This window comes from Streptomyces sp. SAI-135, assembly GCF_029893805.1.
GTDB lineage: Bacteria > Actinomycetota > Actinomycetes > Streptomycetales > Streptomycetaceae > Streptomyces.
The window spans coordinates 7,531,085-7,550,020 of record NZ_JARXYP010000002.1 but is presented as its reverse complement, the minus strand read 5'-3'; the positions used below and the strand labels follow the sequence as shown (position 1 = coordinate 7,550,020).

The 18,936-nt window shown below is 70.8% G+C and carries 17 protein-coding genes; 12 read left to right on the top strand and 5 right to left on the bottom strand.

Annotation, left to right across the window (positions count from 1 at the left end; all coding sequences use genetic code 11):
* The first annotated feature begins 40 nt into the window (after positions 1-40).
* Positions 41-1,426 carry a glycoside hydrolase family 16 protein gene (locus M2163_RS38490; protein WP_280848294.1) on the top strand — a complete coding sequence of 462 codons (1,386 nt, stop codon included), beginning with the start codon at positions 41-43 and terminating at the stop codon, positions 1,424-1,426.
* Between the two features lie 114 nt (positions 1,427-1,540).
* On the opposite strand, the gene M2163_RS38485 is transcribed toward M2163_RS38490, so the two are convergent.
* Complete coding sequence (locus M2163_RS38485; RefSeq protein ID WP_280848295.1) at positions 1,541-1,930, bottom strand: VOC family protein; 390 nt, start codon at positions 1,928-1,930, stop codon at positions 1,541-1,543.
* Positions 1,931-1,934: 4 nt separating this feature from the next.
* Positions 1,935-2,855 (bottom strand): AraC family transcriptional regulator, encoded by a 921-nt coding sequence (locus M2163_RS38480; protein WP_280848296.1) that lies wholly within the window; start codon positions 2,853-2,855, stop codon positions 1,935-1,937.
* Positions 2,856-3,001: 146 nt separating this feature from the next.
* On the opposite strand from M2163_RS38480, the gene tkt reads away from it, so the two are divergent.
* From tkt to M2163_RS38440, 8 genes are all read left to right on the top strand, one after another.
* Positions 3,002-5,077 (top strand): transketolase, encoded by a 2,076-nt coding sequence (gene tkt, locus M2163_RS38475; RefSeq protein ID WP_280848297.1) that lies wholly within the window; start codon positions 3,002-3,004, stop codon positions 5,075-5,077.
* A gap of 19 nt (positions 5,078-5,096) precedes the next feature.
* Positions 5,097-6,242, top strand: a complete 1,146-nt coding sequence (tal, locus tag M2163_RS38470) for a transaldolase (protein ID WP_280848298.1) — start codon at positions 5,097-5,099, stop codon at positions 6,240-6,242.
* Positions 6,239-7,774, top strand: coding sequence for a glucose-6-phosphate dehydrogenase (gene zwf, locus M2163_RS38465; RefSeq protein ID WP_280848299.1), 1,536 nt, complete (start codon positions 6,239-6,241; stop codon positions 7,772-7,774). The genes tal and zwf overlap by 4 nt, the downstream gene beginning before the upstream one ends.
* Positions 7,771-8,706, top strand: coding sequence for a glucose-6-phosphate dehydrogenase assembly protein OpcA (gene opcA, locus M2163_RS38460; protein WP_280896302.1), 936 nt, complete (start codon positions 7,771-7,773; stop codon positions 8,704-8,706). Before zwf ends, opcA begins: the two co-directional genes overlap by 4 nt.
* Positions 8,699-10,351, top strand: coding sequence for a glucose-6-phosphate isomerase (gene pgi / locus M2163_RS38455; protein ID WP_280896301.1), 1,653 nt, complete (start codon positions 8,699-8,701; stop codon positions 10,349-10,351). Before opcA ends, pgi begins: the two co-directional genes overlap by 8 nt.
* A gap of 1 nt (position 10,352) precedes the next feature.
* Positions 10,353-11,231 (top strand): phosphogluconate dehydrogenase (NAD(+)-dependent, decarboxylating), encoded by an 879-nt coding sequence (gene gnd, locus M2163_RS38450; RefSeq protein WP_280896300.1) that lies wholly within the window; start codon positions 10,353-10,355, stop codon positions 11,229-11,231.
* Between the two features lie 6 nt (positions 11,232-11,237).
* Positions 11,238-11,831 (top strand): histidine phosphatase family protein, encoded by a 594-nt coding sequence (locus M2163_RS38445; protein WP_280896299.1) that lies wholly within the window; start codon positions 11,238-11,240, stop codon positions 11,829-11,831.
* 98 nt (positions 11,832-11,929) lie between these two features.
* The gene (locus M2163_RS38440) at positions 11,930-13,393 is read left to right on the top strand and encodes a membrane-associated oxidoreductase (protein ID WP_280896298.1); all 1,464 of its coding nucleotides are present in this window, start codon (positions 11,930-11,932) and stop codon (positions 13,391-13,393) included.
* A gap of 7 nt (positions 13,394-13,400) precedes the next feature.
* Here M2163_RS38440 and M2163_RS38435 read toward each other — a convergent pair whose 3' ends face one another.
* Positions 13,401-14,276, bottom strand: coding sequence for a shikimate dehydrogenase (locus M2163_RS38435; RefSeq protein WP_280896297.1), 876 nt, complete (start codon positions 14,274-14,276; stop codon positions 13,401-13,403).
* Between the two features lie 129 nt (positions 14,277-14,405).
* On the opposite strand from M2163_RS38435, the gene M2163_RS38430 reads away from it, so the two are divergent.
* Positions 14,406-15,071, top strand: a complete 666-nt coding sequence (locus M2163_RS38430; RefSeq protein WP_280848306.1) for a TetR/AcrR family transcriptional regulator — start codon at positions 14,406-14,408, stop codon at positions 15,069-15,071.
* Between the two features lie 125 nt (positions 15,072-15,196).
* A complete protein-coding gene (locus tag M2163_RS38425; protein ID WP_280896296.1) occupies positions 15,197-16,537 on the top strand; it encodes an MFS transporter in 1,341 nt (446 codons plus the stop codon).
* A 15-nt stretch (positions 16,538-16,552) separates the two neighbouring features.
* Here M2163_RS38425 and M2163_RS38420 read toward each other — a convergent pair whose 3' ends face one another.
* A complete protein-coding gene (locus M2163_RS38420) occupies positions 16,553-16,963 on the bottom strand; it encodes a VOC family protein (protein ID WP_280897381.1) in 411 nt (136 codons plus the stop codon).
* A gap of 112 nt (positions 16,964-17,075) precedes the next feature.
* Entirely contained in the window at positions 17,076-17,525 is a 450-nt protein-coding gene (locus M2163_RS38415) for a PPOX class F420-dependent oxidoreductase (protein ID WP_280896295.1), read from the bottom strand.
* A gap of 158 nt (positions 17,526-17,683) precedes the next feature.
* Between M2163_RS38415 and M2163_RS38410 the strand changes: the two genes are divergently transcribed.
* The gene (locus M2163_RS38410) at positions 17,684-18,910 is read left to right on the top strand and encodes a serine hydrolase domain-containing protein (RefSeq protein ID WP_280896294.1); all 1,227 of its coding nucleotides are present in this window, start codon (positions 17,684-17,686) and stop codon (positions 18,908-18,910) included.
* Positions 18,911-18,936: the final 26 nt, after the last annotated feature.

The window sequence follows — 18,936 nt, the reverse complement described above, 5'->3', positions numbered from 1 at the left end:
GCGCATCCGCACCCCCACCCCGTACCCGAGAGGCACCCCCATGAGCGAAACCTCCGGCATCCCCAGACGGCGACGGGCCCTGCTCGCCGTACTGAGCACCCTCGGCCTCGCGGCCGCCCTCGCGACGGCCGCCACCCTGCCCGCCGACGCCTCCGCCCCCACGCCTCCCTCGGGCTGGTCGCAGGTCTTCCTGGACGACTTCAACGGCTCCGCCGGAACCGGCGTCTCCACCTCCAACTGGCAGTACGCGACCGGGACCTCCTACCCGGGCGGCCCCGCCAACTGGGGCACCGGCGAGGTCGAGAGGATGACCAACAGCACGAGCAACGTCGCCCTCGACGGCAACGGCAACCTGCGCATCACCCCGCTCCGGGACGCGTCCGGCAACTGGACCTCGGGCCGCATCGAGACCAACCGCACCGACTTCCAGCCCCCGTCCGGCGGCAAGCTGCGCGTCGAGGCCCGCATCCAGATGCCCAACGTCACCGGCACCGCGGCCGAGGGCTACTGGCCCGCGTTCTGGATGCTCGGCGCGCCCTACCGCGGCAACTACCAGAACTGGCCGAGCGTCGGCGAGCTGGACATCATGGAGAACGTCCAGGGCATGAACCGCGTCTGGGCCACCATGCACTGCGGCACCAACCCCGGCGGCCCGTGCAACGAGACGAGCGGCATCGGCAACAACGTCGCCTGTCCGGGCTCGACCTGCCAGTCGGCGTTCCACACCTACACCATGGAGTGGGACCGCTCGGTGAGCCCCGAGACGATCCGCTTCTTCGTCGACGGCACCCAGTTCCACTCGGTCAACGCCGGCCAGATGGACGCGACGACCTGGGCCAACGCCACCAACCACGGCTTCTTCATCATCCTCAACGTGGCGATGGGCGGCGCCTTCCCGGACGCGTTCGGCGGCGGCCTCGACTCCGGCACCCAGTCCGGCGTGCCCATGGTCGTGGACTACGTCCAGGTGCTGTCGGCGGGTGGGAGCGGTACCACACCGCCGCCCACGGGCGGTGTCGACGCCTACGGCACCATCCAGGCGGAGTCCTTCACCAGCCAGAGCGGTGTCGGCACCGAGACCACGACCGACACCGGCGGCGGCCAGAACATCGCCTCCCTCGCCAACGGCGACTGGGCGCTCTACCAGAACGTCAACTTTGGCTCCACGGCCGCCAGGCAGTTCGTCGCCCGGGTGGCGAGCGGCGCGGCGGGCGGGGTCAGCGGTCTGGTCGAGGTGCGCCTGGACAGCCGTACCGCCACACCGATCGGCAGCTTCGCCCTCGCCAACACCGGTGGCTGGCAGTCCTGGAGAACGGTCCCGGCGAACATCAGCGCCGTCACCGGCACCCACGACGTCTACCTGACCTTCACCAGCGGCCAGCCGGCCGACTTCGTGAACGTGAACTGGTTCAACTTCGGTCACTGACCGCCCCGTTGAGCTGCCCCACGAGGCCGCCGAGCGGTCCCGCGGGGCAGCTCCGTGTCACGTGAACAGCAAGAGGGGTCAAGTAAGCCTAGGAGCAGCCAGTTTGGCGGGACGTCAACCGTCCTGGCCTGCGACGCAGAACTCGTTCCCCTCGGGATCGGCCAGGACCAGGTGGTCCGCGAACCGGTCCCGGACCGTCGCACCGAGCCCGACGAGCCGCTCGGCCTCCGCCTCCATGTCCGGGGCGGACAGGTCCAGATGAACCCGGTTCTTGCCGCTCCTGCCCTCCGGCACCCGCTGGAACCACATCCGGGGCCCGCCCTGCGAGGACTCGACGAGCACGGTCGGGTCGTCCTCGACGTCCGTGATCCCGAGGGCCTCGAGACGGGCCAACTCCTCGTCGTCGTACGGGGCGACGGCGTACCCGTCCGTCGCGGCCGCCCAGAACCGGGCCGTCGCGGCGGGGTGGGCGCAGTCGAAGACGATGTCCCGCAGTCGTGCCATCGCGTCACTCCTGTCGAAGTTCCGTCCGGAAGGCGGCCGGCGTCATGTCGGTGTGCTGGTGGAAGAACTTGGAGAAGTTCGCCGCGTCGGGGAAACCCACCGCCGCTCCCACCCGCCCGATCGGCATGTCGGTGTGGGCCAGCAGGCGCTTGGCCTCCAGCACGACCCGTTTGTCGATGAACCCCTTGGGCGTCTCCCCCGTGGCGGCGCGCACCGCGCGCACCAGGGTACGGCGGGAGTAGCCCAGTGCGTCGGCGTACGCGCTGACGCTGTGGTTCGTGGCGAAGCCCTTCTCCACGGCGTCCCGGAACAGGGTGAACGTCGACTCGGTCCGCCGCCCGTGCTCCGCCGACATCGCCGCGAGGTGGGCGAGCCGCAGCAGGAACGCCGTCAGCGAGTGCCGCAGGACCGAGGTGTGCAGGCTCAGCGGAAGGGTCGAGGTGTCCTCGTACTCCCGTTGCAGCAGGGTCAGCGAGGCCTTCAGGCCCGCCAACTGGGCGTCGGAGGGCCGTAGCAGCGGCGGGAGGTCGTAGCGGTAGAGCCCGGTCGCCTCCACCGTGGCCCGCGGCAGGAAGCCGGGTTGCATGGTCAGGACGGTTCCGCGGTACTCGCTCGTCGGTGAGAAGCGGTGGACCTGGCCGGGGCGGATCCACAGCAGGTCGCCCGCGGTCGCCTCGTACTCGGCGAAGTCGATCATGTGGCGGACGGGTCCGGAGTCGAAGAGCATCACGACATGGAAGTCGATGCGGTGCACGCGCTCCAGCGGGGCATCCGCGTGCCAGGTGCGGTCGGCTCCCATCGGGCCGATCTGCATGCCCACTCCGCACACACTCAGCTCGCTGGGGAAGGGGAACGTTCTGATCCCGTCCACCGTGCCGTCACGGTCTCCACCTTGGATGGAGCCTTGGGGTGTTCTGTCCGCCATGTCCTGCTCGTGCCGCCTGCCTGGAGCGTTCCGTGTCCCACTTTCACCACAGGCTGGCACACCGCGACCTTCCCCCGTAAAAGTCATACTTTTAAGTTTGAACACGTCAGACCAGCTATCCCGCTCCGATCGAGGATTTCTTGAAGATGAGCACGCAGACACCGGACACCTTCGAATGGACCGAACTCGACCGGCGTGCCGTCGACACCGCCCGCCTGTTGGCGGCGGATGCCGTGCAGCAGGTCGGCAACGGACACCCGGGCACCGCGATGGCCCTGGCCCCGGCGGCGTACACGCTCTTTCAGAAGGTGATGCGTCACGACCCGGCCGATCCCGAGTGGACCGGCCGTGACCGCTTCGTCCTCTCCCCCGGGCACACCTCGCTGACGCTCTACACCCAGCTGTACCTCTCCGGGTACGAGCTGGAGCTGGACGACCTCAAGGCCTTCCGCACCCACGGCTCCAAGACGCCCGGCCACCCCGAGTACGGGCACACCGCCGGCGTCGAGACCACCACCGGCCCGCTCGGCCAGGGTGTCGCCAACGCCGTCGGCATGGCGATGGCCGCCCGCTACGAGCGCGGCCTCTTCGACCCCGAGGCCCCCGAGGGCGAGTCGCCCTTCGACCACACCGTCTGGGCGATCGTCTCCGACGGCGACCTGGAGGAGGGCATCTCCGCGGAGGCCTCCTCGCTCGCCGGCCACCAGAAGCTCGGCAACCTGGTCTTCCTCTACGACGACAACCACATCTCCATCGAGGGCGACACCGCCACCGCGTTCTCCGAGGACGTGCTCAAGCGCTACGAGGCCTACGGCTGGCACACCCAGCGCATCGAGCCCGGCGCCGACGGCGACGTCGACGTCCACGCCCTGTACGCGGCCCTGAGGGCGGCGCAGGCCGAGACCGGCCGCCCCTCGATCATCGCGATGCGCACGATCATCGCCTGGCCCGCCCCGAACGCGCAGAACACCGAGGCCGCCCACGGCTCCGCGCTCGGCGCCGACGAGGTCGCCGCCACCAAGCGCGTCCTCGGCTTCGACCCGGAGCGCAGTTTCCAGGTCGACGACGAGGTCCTCGCCCACACCCGGCAGGCCCTGGACCGGGGTGCCGAGGCGCACGCGTCCTGGGACAAGCAGATCTCCGTGTGGCGGGGCGAGCAGCCCGAGCGGGCCGAGCTCTTCGACCGCATCGTCGCCGGCCGGCTCCCCGAGGGCTGGGAGTCCGCGATCCCCGTGTTCGAGGAGGGCAAGTCCGTCGCCACCCGGGCCGCCTCCGGCAAGGTGCTCCAGGCGCTGGGCCCGGTGCTCCCCGAGCTGTGGGGCGGCTCGGCCGACCTCGCCGGCTCGAACAACACCACCATCGACAAGACCAGCTCCTTCCTGCCGAGGGGCAACGCGCTGCCCGAGGCCGACCCGTACGGCCGTACCGTCCACTTCGGCATCCGCGAGCACTCGATGGCCGCCGAGATGAACGGCATCGCCCTGCACGGCAACACGCGGATCTACGGCGGCACCTTCCTGGTGTTCTCCGACTACATGCGCAACGCGGTGCGCCTGTCCGCGCTGATGCAGCTGCCCGTCACCTACGTCTGGACGCACGACTCCATCGGTCTCGGCGAGGACGGCCCGACCCACCAGCCGGTCGAGCACCTGGCCTCGCTGCGCGCCATCCCGGGCCTGAACGTCGTCCGTCCGGCCGACGCCAACGAGACCGCGATCGCCTGGGCCGAGATCCTGAAGCGGCATGCCACCGACCCGGCCCCGCACGGCCTCGCGCTCACCCGCCAGGGGGTCCCGACGTACGCCCCGAACCCGGACGCGGCCAAGGGCGGGTACGTGCTCCGGGACTCCTCCACCGGGACCCCGGACGTCGTCGTCATCGCCACCGGCTCCGAGGTCCAGCTCGCCGTCGCCGCGCGGGAGCAGCTGGAGGCGGAGGGGATCGGCACCCGGGTGGTGTCGATGCCGTCCGTGGAGTGGTTCGAGGAGCAGCCGCGGGAGTACCGGGACAGCGTCCTTCCGCCGTCCGTGCGAGCCCGCGTCGCCGTCGAGGCCGGCATCGGTCTCACGTGGTACCGCTTCACAGGTGACGCAGGACGCATCGTCTCCCTCGAACACTTCGGCGCCTCCGCCGACGCGAAGACCCTGTTCGCCGAGTTCGGGTTCACCCCCGAGAACGTCGCCGCAGCAGCCAGGGAATCACTGGCCGCCGCGCGTGGTTGATCCGACCGCCAGAAAGAAGATGATCACTGTGACCGAAGCGACCGCGACCGCGGGAGCACTCAAGCGCCTGACCGACGAGGGCGTTTCCATCTGGTTGGACGACCTGTCCCGGGGGCGGATCGAGTCGGGGAACCTCGCCCGGCTCGTCGCGACGAAGCACGTCGTCGGCGTCACCACCAACCCGTCCATCTTCCAGGCCGCCATCGGCTCGGGAGCGGGTTACGAGGAGCAGCTGGGCGACCTCGCCACCCGGGGCGTGACGGTCGACGAGGCCGTCCGGATGATGACCACGGCCGACGTCCGCGCCGCCGCCGACGTGCTGCGCCCGGTGTACGACTCGACCGGCGGTCGGGACGGCCGGGTCTCCATCGAGGTCGACCCGCGCCTCGCCCACGACACGGCGGCCACGATCGCCGAGGCCAAGCAGCTCGCCTGGCTGGTGGACCGCCCGAACGTCATGATCAAGATCCCGGCGACGAAGGCCGGGCTCCCCGCGATCACCGAGGTCATCGGCCTCGGGATCAGCGTCAACGTCACGCTGATCTTCTCGCTGGAGCGCTACCGCGAGGTCATGGACGCCTACCTCGCCGGTCTGGAGAAGGCCGCGAAGAACGGGCTCGACCTCTCCGCGATCCACTCCGTCGCCTCCTTCTTCGTCTCCCGGGTCGACTCCGAGATCGACAAGCGGCTGACGGTCCTGGGCACCGACGCGGCCCTCGCGCTCAAGGGGAAGGCCGCACTCGCCAACGCGCGGCTCGCCTACCAGGCCTACGAGGAGGTCTTCGCCTCGGCCCGCTGGACCGCCCTCGGTGGCGCCCGCGCCAACAAGCAGCGCCCGCTGTGGGCCTCGACCGGCGTGAAGGACCCGTCCTACAAGGACACCCTCTACGTGGACGAGCTGGTCGCGCCCGGCACGGTCAACACCATGCCCGAGGCCACGCTGGACGCCACCGCCGACCACGGCGCGATCACCGGCGACACGGTGACCGGCGGCTACGCGCAGGCCCGCGCCGACCTGGCCGCCGTGGAGGCGCTGGGCATCTCGTACGACGAGGTCGTGCAGCAGCTGGAGGACGAGGGCGTCGCCAAGTTCGAGGCGGCCTGGCAGGACCTGCTGGACGCCGTCACCAAGTCGCTGAACAGCAAGGGAGTGGACGCGGAATGACCATCACCGCCGACTGGGAGAACCCCCTGCGCGACGAGCGCGACCGGCGTCTGCCCCGGATCGCCGGGCCCTCCGGGCTCGTCATCTTCGGTGTCACCGGCGACCTGTCCCGCAAGAAGCTGATGCCGGCCGTCTACGACCTCGCCAACCGCGGCATGCTCCCGCCGGGCTTCTCGCTCGTCGGGTTCGCCCGCCGGGACTGGGAGGACGAGGACTTCGCGCAGATCGTGCACGACTCCGTGCGCGAGCACGCGCGCACCGAGTTCCGTGAGGAGGTCTGGCAGCAGCTCGCCGAGGGGATGCGGTTCATCCCGGGCGACTTCGACGACGACACGGCGTTCAAGCAGCTGCGCCAGACCGTCGACGAGCTGGACAAGGCCCGCGGCACCAGCGGCAACTACGCCTTCTACCTGTCCGTACCGCCGAAGTTCTTCCCCAAGGTCGTCCAGCAGCTCAAGAAGCACGGGCTGGCGAACGCCCCCGAGGGGTCCTGGCGGCGGGCGGTCATCGAGAAGCCGTTCGGCCGCGACCTGAAGACCGCCCGCGAGCTCAACGCCCTCGTCCACGACGTGTTCGAGCCGGACCAGGTGTTCCGCATCGACCACTACCTGGGCAAGGAGACCGTCCAGAACATCCTGGCGCTGCGCTTCGCCAACCAGATGTACGAGCCCATCTGGAACCGTTCGTTCGTCGACCACGTGCAGATCACGATGGCCGAGGACATCGGCATCGGCGGCCGGGCCGGGTACTACGACGGCATCGGCGCCGCCCGTGACGTCATCCAGAACCACCTGCTCCAGCTCATGGCGCTCACCGCCATGGAGGAGCCGGCCGCCTTCGACGCGGAGTCGCTGCTCACCGAGAAGCTGAAGGTCCTCAGGGCCGTGAAGCTGCCGGAGGACCTCGGCAGGCACACCGTGCGCGGGCAGTACGCGGGCGCCTGGCAGGGCGGCGAGAAGGTGCTCGGCTACCTGGAGGAGGAGGGCATCGACGGCGCCTCCACCACCGACACGTACGCCGCCATCAGGCTGAACGTCGACAACCGCCGCTGGGCGGGCGTCCCCTTCTACCTGCGCACCGGCAAGCGGCTCGGCCGCCGGGTCACCGAGATCGCGGTCGTCTTCCAGACGGCCCCGCACTCGCCCTTCGACTCCACGGCCACCGAGGAGCTCGGCTCCAACGCCATCGTCATCCGTGTCCAGCCGGACGAGGGCATGACCGTCCGCTTCGGGTCGAAGGTGCCGGGCACCTCGATGGAGATCCGGGACGTGACGATGGACTTCGCCTACGGCGAGTCGTTCACCGAGTCCAGTCCGGAGGCGTACGAGCGGCTCATCCTGGACGTCCTCCTCGGGGACGCCAACCTGTTCCCGCGTCACCAGGAGGTGGAAGAGTCCTGGAAGATCCTCGACCCGATCGAGGAGCACTGGGCGAACCACGGCCGTCCGGCGCAGTACGCGTCGGGGACCTGGGGACCCGAGGAAGCCGACGAGATGCTCGCACGAGACGGACGGAGCTGGCGCAGGCCATGAAGATCGACCTGACCGACACCACGGCAAGCAAGATCAACAAGGCGCTGGTGCAGGGTCGCCGCGCCATCGGCACACCGGCCGTGGGCATGGTCCTGACGATGGTGATCGTCACGGACGAGGAGAACGCCTACGACGCGATCAAGGCGGCCGAGGAGGCCTCGCACGAGCACCCCTCGCGGACCCTGGTCGTCATCAAGCGGCAGGCCCGCACCCCGCGCGACCGCACCAACTCGCACCTCGACGCCGAGGTCCGGGTGGGTGCCGACGCCGGCACCGGCGAGACGGTCATCCTGCGGACCTACGGCGAGGTCTCCGACCACGCCGACTCCGTCGTCCTGCCGCTGCTGCTGCCCGACGCCCCGGTCGTGGTGTGGTGGCCGGTGGACGCGCCGGAGAACCCCGCCAAGGACCCGCTGGGCGCGCTGGCCCAGCGCCGGATCACCGACCTGTACGCCGTGGCGAACCCCCTCGACGTCCTCGCCGCCCGGGTCCGCTCCTACGCTCCGGGCGACACCGACCTCGCCTGGACCCGGCTGACGCCGTGGCGCTCGATGCTGGCGGCCGCCCTCGACCAGGCCCGCGCGGAGATCATCTCCGGGGCCGTGGAGGCCGAGGCCGAGAACCCGGCCGCCGAACTGCTCGCGCGCTGGCTGGAGGCGCGGCTGAAGGTGAGGATCGACCGCGTGGTCACCGCCGGTCCGGTCGTCACGGCCGTCCGGCTGGGCACCGCGAACGGCGAGATCGTCATCGACCGCCCCGAGGGCCCGCTGGCCACGCTGTCCCTGCCGGGCCAGCCCTCCCGCACCCTCGCGCTGAAGGTCCGTACCACCTCCGAACTCATCGCCGAGGAGCTTCGCCGCCTCGACGCCGACGAGATGTACGCCGTCGCCCTGCGGGGCGAGGCCGGCAAGGAGACCCCTGCTCATGTCTGACTCCCCTCTTCTGACGCGCCGCCCCGAGTGGACGGCCCTGGAGGACCACCGCGCCGAGCAGCACGCGCATCTGCGCGAGCTGTTCGCCGACGACCCCGGGCGCGCGGAGCGGTACGTGGTGCGCGTGGGTGATCTGCGCATCGACTACTCCAAGCACCTGATCACCGACGAGACCCTGGCCCTGCTCCAGGAACTGGCCGCCGCCACCGACGTGTTCGGGCTGCGCGACGCCATGTTCCGCGGTGAGAGGATCAATACGACCGAGGGCCGGGCCGTGCTGCACACCGCGCTGCGCGCCCTCGCGGGCGCGGTGGTCGAGGTCGACGGCGAGAACGTCGTGCCGCAGGTGCACGCCGTGCTCGACAGGATGAGCGACTTCGCGAACCGGGTCCGCTCCGGCGAGTGGACCGGCCACACCGGCAAGCGCATCAGGAACGTCGTCAACATCGGCATCGGCGGCTCCGACCTCGGCCCCGCGATGGCCTACGAGGCCCTGCGGGCCTACACGGCGCGGGAGTTGACCTTCCGTTTCGTCTCCAACGTGGACGGCGCCGACCTCCACGAGGCGGTGCGGGACCTGGACCCGGCGGAGACTCTGTTCATCGTGGCGTCCAAGACGTTCACCACGATCGAGACGATCACCAACGCCACCTCGGCCCGCACCTGGCTGCTGGAGGGCCCGGCCGGTCTGCGGGACGACAAGGCCGTCGCGAAGCACTTCGTCGCCCTGTCGACCAACGCCGAGAAGGTCACCGACTTCGGCATCGACCCGGACAACATGTTCGAGTTCTGGGACTGGGTCGGCGGCCGCTACTCCTACGACTCGGCGATCGGTCTCTCCCTGATGATCGCCATCGGCCCGGACCGCTTCCGCGAGATGCTCGACGGCTTCCGGATCGTCGACGAGCACTTCCAGAACGCGCCCGCCGAGGCCAACGCCCCGCTGATCCTGGGCCTGCTGGGCATCTGGTACGGCAACTTCCACGACGCCCAGTCGCACGCGGTGCTGCCCTACTCGCACTACCTGTCGAAGTTCACCGCTTACCTCCAGCAGCTGGACATGGAGTCCAACGGCAAGTCGGTGCAGCGCGACGGCAACCCGGTGGAGTGGCAGACCGGCCCGGTCGTGTGGGGCACCCCCGGCACCAACGGGCAGCACGCCTACTACCAGTTGATCCACCAGGGCACCAAGCTCATCCCGGCCGACCTGATCGGCTTCGCCCGCCCGGTCGACGAGCTGAGCGACGAACTCAAGGCGCAGCACGACCTGTTGATGGCCAACCTGTTCGCGCAGGGGCAGGCACTCGCCTTCGGCAAGACCGCCGAGGAGGTGCGCGCGGAGGGCGTGGCCGAGGAGCAGGTGGCCCACCGCACCTTCCGGGGCAACCACCCGACCACGACCATCCTGGCCCGCGCGCTGACCCCCTCGGTCCTCGGCCAGCTGATCGCCCTCTACGAGCACAAGGTGTTCGTGCAGGGCGCGGTCTGGAACATCGACTCCTTCGACCAGTGGGGCGTCGAGCTCGGCAAGGTCCTCGCCAAGCGCGTCGAACCCGCCCTGACCGAGGGTGCCGAGGTCCCCGGTCTCGACCCGTCCACCACCGCCCTCGTGGCCGCCTACCGTGAACTGAAGGAAGTGCACTGACATGCAGTTGGGACTTATCGGTCTGGGCAAGATGGGCGGCAACATGCGCGAGCGGATCCGCCGCGCCGGCCACACCGTCGTCGGCTACGACCGCAACCCCGAGGTCTCCGACGTGGCGAGCCTGGCCGAACTGGTCGACCAGCTCGACGCGCCGCGCACGGTGTGGGTGATGGTGCCGGCCGGCGCCGCCACCCAGTCCGTGGTGGACGAGCTCGGCGAGCTCCTCTCCCCCGGTGACACGGTCGTCGACGGCGGCAACTCCCGCTGGACGGACGACGAGAAGCACGCCGCCGAGCTCGGCGCCAAGGGCATCGGCTTCGTCGACGCCGGTGTCTCCGGCGGGGTGTGGGGCCTGAAGAACGGCTACGCGCTCATGGTCGGCGGCGACAAGGAGCACGTGGACCGGCTCCAGCCGATCTTCGAGGCGCTCAAGCCCGAGGGGCCGTACGGCTATGTCCACGCGGGCAAGGTCGGCGCCGGGCACTTCTCCAAGATGGTCCACAACGGCATCGAGTACGCCATGATGCAGGCGTACGCCGAGGGCTGGGAGCTCCTGGAGAAGGTCGAGTCGGTGGACAGCGTCCGGGAGGTGTTCCGCTCCTGGCAGGAGGGGACCGTCATCCGTTCCTGGCTGCTCGACCTCGCGGTCAACGCCCTCGACGAGGACGAGCACCTGGACAAGCTCAAGGGCTACGCGCAGGACTCCGGTGAGGGCCGCTGGACGGTGGAGGCGGCGATCAACAACGCGGTGCCGCTGCCCACGATCACGGCGTCGCTGTTCGCCCGGTTCGCGTCCCGGCAGGAGGACTCCCCGCAGATGAAGATGGTCGCGGCGCTGCGCAACCAGTTCGGCGGGCACGCCGTCGAGTCGAAGAAGTAGCCGACGGTGGGCGACATACTGCTGGTCCGGCACGGCGAGACCAAGTGGAGCCTGTCGGGCCAGCACACCAGTCGGACCAACCTGCCGCTCACCCACCACGGTGAGGAGCAGGCCAAGTCACTCAGTCCACTGCTCAGCGGGCGCTCGTTCGCCCGCGTGTTCACCAGCCCCCTGGAGCGGGCGGTACGAACGGCGGAACTGGCGGGCCTGACCGACGCCGAGACCGAGTCCGAGCTGCACGAATGGGACTACGGCGGGTACGAGGGCATCACCACCATCGAGATCCATCGCACCAGACCCGACTGGGACCTGTGGACCGACGGCGTGCCGCACGGCCCGGACGGCCATCGGGGCGAGACGCCACAGGAGGTCGGGCAGCGCGCCGACCGGGTGCTGGCCAGGGTGGACGCGGCGCTCCAGGGCGGGAGCGGTGACGTCGTCCTGGTCGGCCACGGCCACTTCCTGCGGGTGCTCACGGCTCGCCGGCTGGGGCTGTCCCCCGCCGAGGGCCGGCTGTTCCAGCTCGCCACGGGAACCGTGAGCCGGCTCTCGACGGAGCACGGGCGACCGGTGATCGCGGAGTGGAACACGAGGGCCTAGTACGGCAGTTGTGGACGGCCCGGGAGCTCAGGCTCCCGGGCCGTCGTCGTCCGCGGGCCGGTTGACACCGTGACGTGCGCGTTGGAGAGTCACGGCTGATGGAGATCGACAACCTGACCCCGGCCGAACTGCGGGTGTGGCACGCCTTCCCGAAGGGCGAGCCCGTGGACTTCCGCACGGCGGAGGACGAGGACGTGACGGGCGGTGCCGAGTGGGGCGCCGAACGCACCGTGCGGGCCTCCGTGTTGCGGGCGCTGATGCTCAACGGACCGCAGGAGGACGGCGAGATACCCGCCCTGAAGGTCTCCGGCGCCCGGATCACCGGGGTGCTCGGGCTGCAGTACGGGACGGTCGACCACGCCATCCGGCTCAGCCAGTGCCACTTCGACGACGTGCCGCTGCTGTACGGCTGCCGGTTGCGCCAGTTGAACCTCAGCAACTCCGTGCTGCCCGGGCTGACCGCCGCCACCTTGCGCGTGGAGGCGGTGCTGCGGATGACGGACTGCCGGGTGAACGGCCCGGTGCGGCTCGGCGGGGCGCAGATCGCCGGGGCGCTGTTCATGGACCGCGCCGAGATCGTCGCGGTCGGCGCCGGGGAACCCGCGCTCCAGCTCAACCACATGAGCATCGGCGACGACCTGTGGGCCCCGGGACTGCGCGCCCACGGCGAGGTCCGGCTCAACGGAGCCTCCGTGGCCGGTTCCGTCAACCTCAACGACGCCCGGCTCAGCCACCCCGGCGACATCGTCCTCGACGCGCAGACCCTCGTCGTGGAGGGTGACGTGCATCTGCGCCGGGTGCACACCTTCGGCTGGATCGGCCTGCGGGGCGCCCGGATCGCGGGCCGCCTCGACTTCAGTTACGCGCATCTGTCGAACCCGGGCGACGCGGCCCTGAGGGCGAACAGCTCCACCATCGGGGAGCTGTGGCTGCGCAAGGGGCCGCCGATCCAGGGCACCCTCAGCCTGCGCCGGGCCCAGATCGACGACCTGTTCCTGGAACCCGACGTGGTGCCGGAGGAGGTCCAGTTCAACAAGCTCGTCTACACCTCGCTCACCCCCCAGGAGCCCGCCGAGCGCCGGCTGCCCATGCTGGAGCGCGACCGCGAGGGCTATGTCCCGCACGCCTACGAGCAGTTGACCGCCGCCTACCGGCGCATCGGCGACGACCGCGCCGCACGGCTGGTCCAGCTCGCCAAGCAGCGCCGCCACCGCGCCACGCTCGCCTGGTACGGGCGCCTGTGGGGCCACGTCCAGGACGCCACCGTCGGCTACGGCTTCCACCCCTTGCGGGCCTGCGTCTGGCTGCTCTCCCTGCTCGCCGTCGGCACGGTCGCCTACAGCCTGCACCACCCGCCGCCGCTCAAGGCGGACGAGGCCCCGCGCTTCAACGCGCTGTTCTACACCCTCGACCTCCTGCTGCCGGTGATCTCCTTCGGCCAGGAGGGCGCCTTCGCGCCGCGCGGCTGGTACCAGTCGCTGTCGTACGCCCTGGTCATCGCGGGCTGGATCCTGGCGACGACGGTCTTCGCCGGGGTGACCCGGACCGTCAACCGCCAGTGACCGGGCACTACTTGGGGGCGCCGACCGCCCCCGCCAGTTCGCCGATGTCCGCCAGCATCCGCGCCGCGTCGGGCTCGCGTCCGGTGAACAGCCGGAACGCGTCCACGGCCTGGAAGACGGCCATGCCGCCGCCGTCGAGTGTGGCGCAGCCCAGCGCACGGGCGGTGCGCAGCAGTTCGGTCTCCAGCGGGCGGTAGACGACCTCGGCGACCCACAGTGCGGGGCGGAGCAGTCCGGCCGGCAGGGGCAGGCCGGGATGGGCGGCCATGCCGGTGGGGGTGGCGTGCACGAGGCCGTCGGCGTCGGCCAGCAGCGGGGCCAGCCGGTCCGGGCCGGCCGCGGCCGCGCGCCCCTCGCCGAAGTGACGGTTCAGGGCGGCGGCGAGGCCGGCGGCCCGGTCGGCGAGCGCGTCGACGACGGTGACCCGGCCGGCGCCCAGGGTGAGCATGGCGTGCGCGACGGCGGCGCCCGCGCCGCCCGCGCCCAGCTGCACGACCCGGTCCAGGGGCACGTCGGGCAGGCCGCGGGCGAAGGACGCGGCGAAGCCGGTCACGTCGGTGTTGTGCCCGGTCGCGCGGCCGTCCTCGAAGACGACGGTGTTGACCGCGCCGAGCGCCTCGGCCTGCGGGGCGAGCCCGTCCAGGTGCCCGACGACCAGCTGCTTGCAGGGGTGGGTGATGTTCAGCCCGTCGAAGCCCAGGTCGCGGGCGGCCCGCACCAGCTCGCCGACGGCCTCGGGGCGGGCACCGAGCACGTCGATGTCGATGCGCCGGTACAGATAGCGCAGGCCCTGCCGGTCCGCCTCCCGCTCGTGCAGCGCCGGGCTCAGCGAAGGGCCGATACCGGCGCCGATCAGTCCGACGAGAAACGAGTCCTTGGCCACGCGGACCTCCCGGGCGAGCGTTAATGTACGAACCAGTACGTTAGCTATATCAGCCGGACGGCCGCCGGGGAAGAGCCGGGCGGCGCCTTCTAGAATCTGCGGCACCGGCCGCTCTCCCGAAGGAACCCGATGACCAGCGTCGACGAACCGGCACGATCCGGCGGGCGGACCCGCGACGCCGCCCGCACCCAGGCCGAGATCCTCGACGTGGCCACCCAGGAGTTCGCGCGGGCCGGCTACGACGGTGCCCGCGTGGACGAGATCGCCGCCCGCACCCGCACCACCAAGCGGATGATCTACTACTACTTCGGCGGCAAGGAGCAGCTGTTCACCGCCGTCCTGGAGCGGGCCTACACCGTGATCCGGGAGGCCGAGCAGGAGCTGGACGTCGAGCACCTGGACCCGGTCGCGGCGATCCGGCGCCTGGCGGAGCTGACCTTCGACCACCACGAGCAGCACCCCGACTTCATCCGCCTGGTCAGCATCGAGAACATCCACGGGGCCGAGCACATCGCCGCCTCCGAGAAGCTCGGCAGGATCGGCTCCCCCGCGCTCGACGTGATCCGCCGCATCCTGGCCTCGGGGCGGGAGTCCGGGCTGTTCACGGCCGACGTGGACGCGGTCGACCTGCACGCGATGATCAGCTCGTTCTGCTTCTTCCGGGTCGCCAACCGGCACACCTTCGGCGCCCTCTTCGGCCGCGACCTGGTCGCCCCGGAGCAGCGGGAGCACTACCGGGCCATGCTGGGGGACATGGTGATCGCGTATCTGACCGCGGAGCGTGCGGCGGACTGAGCCGGGCCAGGCGCGACCCCTTGACAGGCCGGACATGCGGGCGCACCATCCTCCGCAACCGCTACTAACTATCCAGTGGGTTAATTAACTGGATAGCTCCCGGAGTCCCCCCGAAGGAGCACCCCTTGTCCGTCCCCGCCAAAGCCGTCGGGCAACCGAAAAAGGCCGCCACCGCCGCCTGGATCGGCAGCGCCCTGGAGTACTACGACTTCTTCATCTACGGCAGTGCCGCAGCCCTGATCTTCCCGAAGGTGTTCTTCGACGAGTCCGACCCGGCCACCGCGACCCTGCTGTCGCTGGCCACGTTCGGGGTCGCCTACGCGGCCCGGCCGGTCGGCGCGCTCTTCCTCGGCCATGTCGGCGACCGGGTCGGCCGTAAGAAGATCATGGTCTTCACGCTGATCCTGATGGGCCTGTCGACCTTCCTCATCGGCTGTCTGCCCACCCGCCACCAGGTCGGCACCCTCGCCCCGGTCCTGCTGGTGCTGTGCCGGGTCCTGCAGGGCATCTCGGCGGCCGGCGAGCAGGCCAGCGCCAACTCCATGAGCCTGGAGCACGCGCCGGGGCACCGGCGGGGCTTCTTCACGAGCTTCACGCTCAGCGGCACGCAGGGCGGCCAACTGCTCGCCACCCTGGTCTTCCTGCCGGTCGCCGCGCTGCCCGAGGACCAGTTGCTGTCCTGGGGCTGGCGGGTGCCGTTCTGGCTGAGCGTGGCGGTCGCGGTGGCCGGCTTCGTGATCCGCCGCAAGCTGGACGAGACACCGGCGTTCGAGCAGCAGGCCGCCTCCGGCGAGGTCGTGAAGCTGCCGCTGGCGGTGCTGCTGCGGGAGCACTGGGCGGACGTGCTGCGGGTGATCGGGGGCGCGCTGATCGCCTCCGTCTCCACGATCTTCACGGTGTGGGCGCTGGCGTACGCGACGAGCGACGCGGTCGGGATGAGCCGTTCCTCGATGCTGTGGGTGGGCGCACTGGCCAACCTCGTCGCGCTCGCGGCGATCCCCCTGTGGGCCACGCTGTCGGACCGCATCGGCCGGCGGCCGGTCTTCCTGGTCGGGGCGGTGGGCAGCGCGGTGACGATGTTCCTGTACCTGTGGGCGATCTCCACGGGCAACTACCCGCTGACGCTGCTGCTCGGCATCGTCGCCTTCGGCATCGTGTACAGCGCCGCGAACGGTGTCTGGCCGTCCTTCTACGGCGAGATGTTCTCCACCCGCGTCCGGCTGTCGGGCATGGCGATCGGTACCCAGATCGGTTTCGCCGTGGCCGGTTTCGCGGTCACCTTCGCGGCACGGATCGCGGGACCCGACGGGACGGACTGGTCGTCGGTGGCCCTGTTCACGGCGGCCCTGTGCGTCCCGCCGGTGATCGCCGCCGTGACGGCCCGCGAGACCCACAAGGTGCCCACGGAGGACCTCGGCTCCCGTACGCCCCGGGAGGTGCCGCACCCGCAGAAGGTGACGGCCTGACCCCGCCCGTCGCGGCTACCGGTTGGACCAGCTCCTCGTGCAGAGCACCAGCCGGTACCCGTCCGGGTCCTGCACGGTGACGCCCCACTCGTTCCAGTACGGGTTCGGCGAGAGCACCCGCTTCCCGCCGTGCGCCTCCAGCCGGGCGACCAGGTCGTCCGGCACCGGCCCGTCGACGTAGACCACCAGGAGGTCCTCCTCGGTGGGCCGGGGCTCGACGGGCCGGCCCCGCTCGTGGACCAGCTCCAGGTGCCAGTCGGCGTCCGGCCACCCGAGCATCAGCAGGTCGTGCTCACCCGGCTCGGATCCGCCCTCCGCACGCCACACGACCCCCAGCCCGAGCCCCTCGGCCCAGAACCGCTGGGCGGCGGCCAGGTCCCGGGAGGGACGGGCGATGCGCAGGTGACTGCGGCCGTTGACGGGCATGAAGACCTCTTCCCTCGTGGTACCGGCCACCGTAGAGAGCCACTCCCCGCCGCCGCATCGGCCATCCGCCCTGCGCCCAGGGTCGTAGGACCCCGCCGACCCCGCCGGGGGGTCAGTCGGCGTTCAGCTTGGTGGGGATTCCGTAGGCCCGTTCCACGCGCAGGCGGAGCACCAGCCGGCGGTCGCGGACCATCGCCGCCCGGTAGTCGTCCCAGTCGGGGTGCTCGCCCTGGACGTCGCGGTACAGGCGGACGAGTTCCTCGACCGTCTCGTCGTGCGGGTCCTCGGCGACGGGGGTGAGGTCGGCCGTCCCCTCGGCGACCGTGTACGCCCACCGGTCCGACGTCGTCACGTGGTACGAGGCACGGGGATCCCGGCGCAGGTTACGGGTCTTGGCGCGGTCGTCCGTGAGGGAGACCCGGATGGTCCGCTCGTCAGCGTAGTAGGCGTGGGTGACGTTCGACAGCTGGGGGCGGCCGTCGCGCTTGAGGGTGATCAACACCCCGCCGTGGCTCTCGGAGAGCAGCCGGAGCAGGGCGTCCTGTGTCGCGTCCTCGGTCATGACTCGATCAACCGGCCCGCCCGTGCCCGGCATTCCCGCGACCGTCGATTCCCGGCAGACCCGCAGCTCGTCGCGGTTTTCTGAGCGACGATGATGTCTGAGGTGGTCCGGGCCGGGTATGTCGGTCCGCACCTCGACGGTTGCGACGGAGGAGAGCGATGGCACAGCTTCGGCAAGAGGTCGATCCCGGTGAGGTGGGACTGGACGAGAAGGCGCTCGACCGCCTGGACCGGCACTTCGCCCACTACGTCGACGAGGGCCGGATACCCGGCTTCCTGGTGTCCGTCGCCCGCGGCGGCCGCGTCGCCCACCTCACCGCGCACGGCCTGCGCGACCTCGCGGCCGGCCTGCCGGTCGAGGCCGACACCCTGTGGCGGATCTACTCCATGACCAAGCCCGTCACCGCGGTGGCCGCCCTGATCCTGGTGGAGGAGGGCCGGCTGTCGCTGGACGACCCGGTCGCCGAGTACCTGCCTGCGTTCGCGCGGCCCCGGGTGTACGTGGACGGCTCCGGCGACAGCCTCACCACCCGCCCCGCAGACGGTCCGATCCGGATCCGGCATCTGCTGACCCACACCTCGGGCCTCACCTTCGCCTTCTACCACTCCCACCCGGTCGACGCCCTCTACCGCGAGGCCGGCCTGGAGTCGTCCGTACTGCCCGGCTCGGACCTCGCCAAGACGGTCGACGTGTACGCGAGCCTGCCCCTCCAGTTCGAGCCGGGCACCGAGTGGAACTACTCGGTCGCCTCCAACGTCCTGGGCCGGGTCATCGAGATCGCGTCCGGCCAGAGTCTCGACGTCTTCTTCGCCGAGCGCGTCTTCGGCCCCCTCGGGATGACCGACGCCGGCTTCTGGGTCACGGACGAACAGGCGGACCGCCTGGCGGAGTTGTACGGCGAGAAGGAAGACGGCACCATCGAGCCGGTCCCCGGGCTGCCGCTGCGGGGCCGTCCCCGTCTGCTGTCCGGCAGCGGCGGCCTCGCGGCGTCGGCGTACGACGTCCACCGCTTCGCCGAACTGCTGCGCCGCCGCGGCGAACTGGACGGCACCCGTCTGCTGTCGGCCAGGACGGTGGACCTGATGACCTCCAACCACCTGCCGGGCGGCGCCGACCTGCGCTCCTTCGGCACCAAACCGGCCCACGACGAGCCCGGCAACGACGGCGTCGGCTTCGGCCTCGGCGTCTCCGTGGTGATCGACCCCGACCGCACCCTGGCACCCTCGACTCCCGGCACCTTCGGCTGGAGCGGGGCGGCGTCCACGACGTTCTGGGTCGACCCGGGCCGCGATCTGACCGTGCAGTTCTACACCCAGGTGCGGCCCAAGACGCTCAAGCTCTTCCCCGATCTCAAGCGGCTGGTCCACGAGGCGGTCGTGGGCTAGCTCCGGCCCCCCCGCCCCGGCGACCA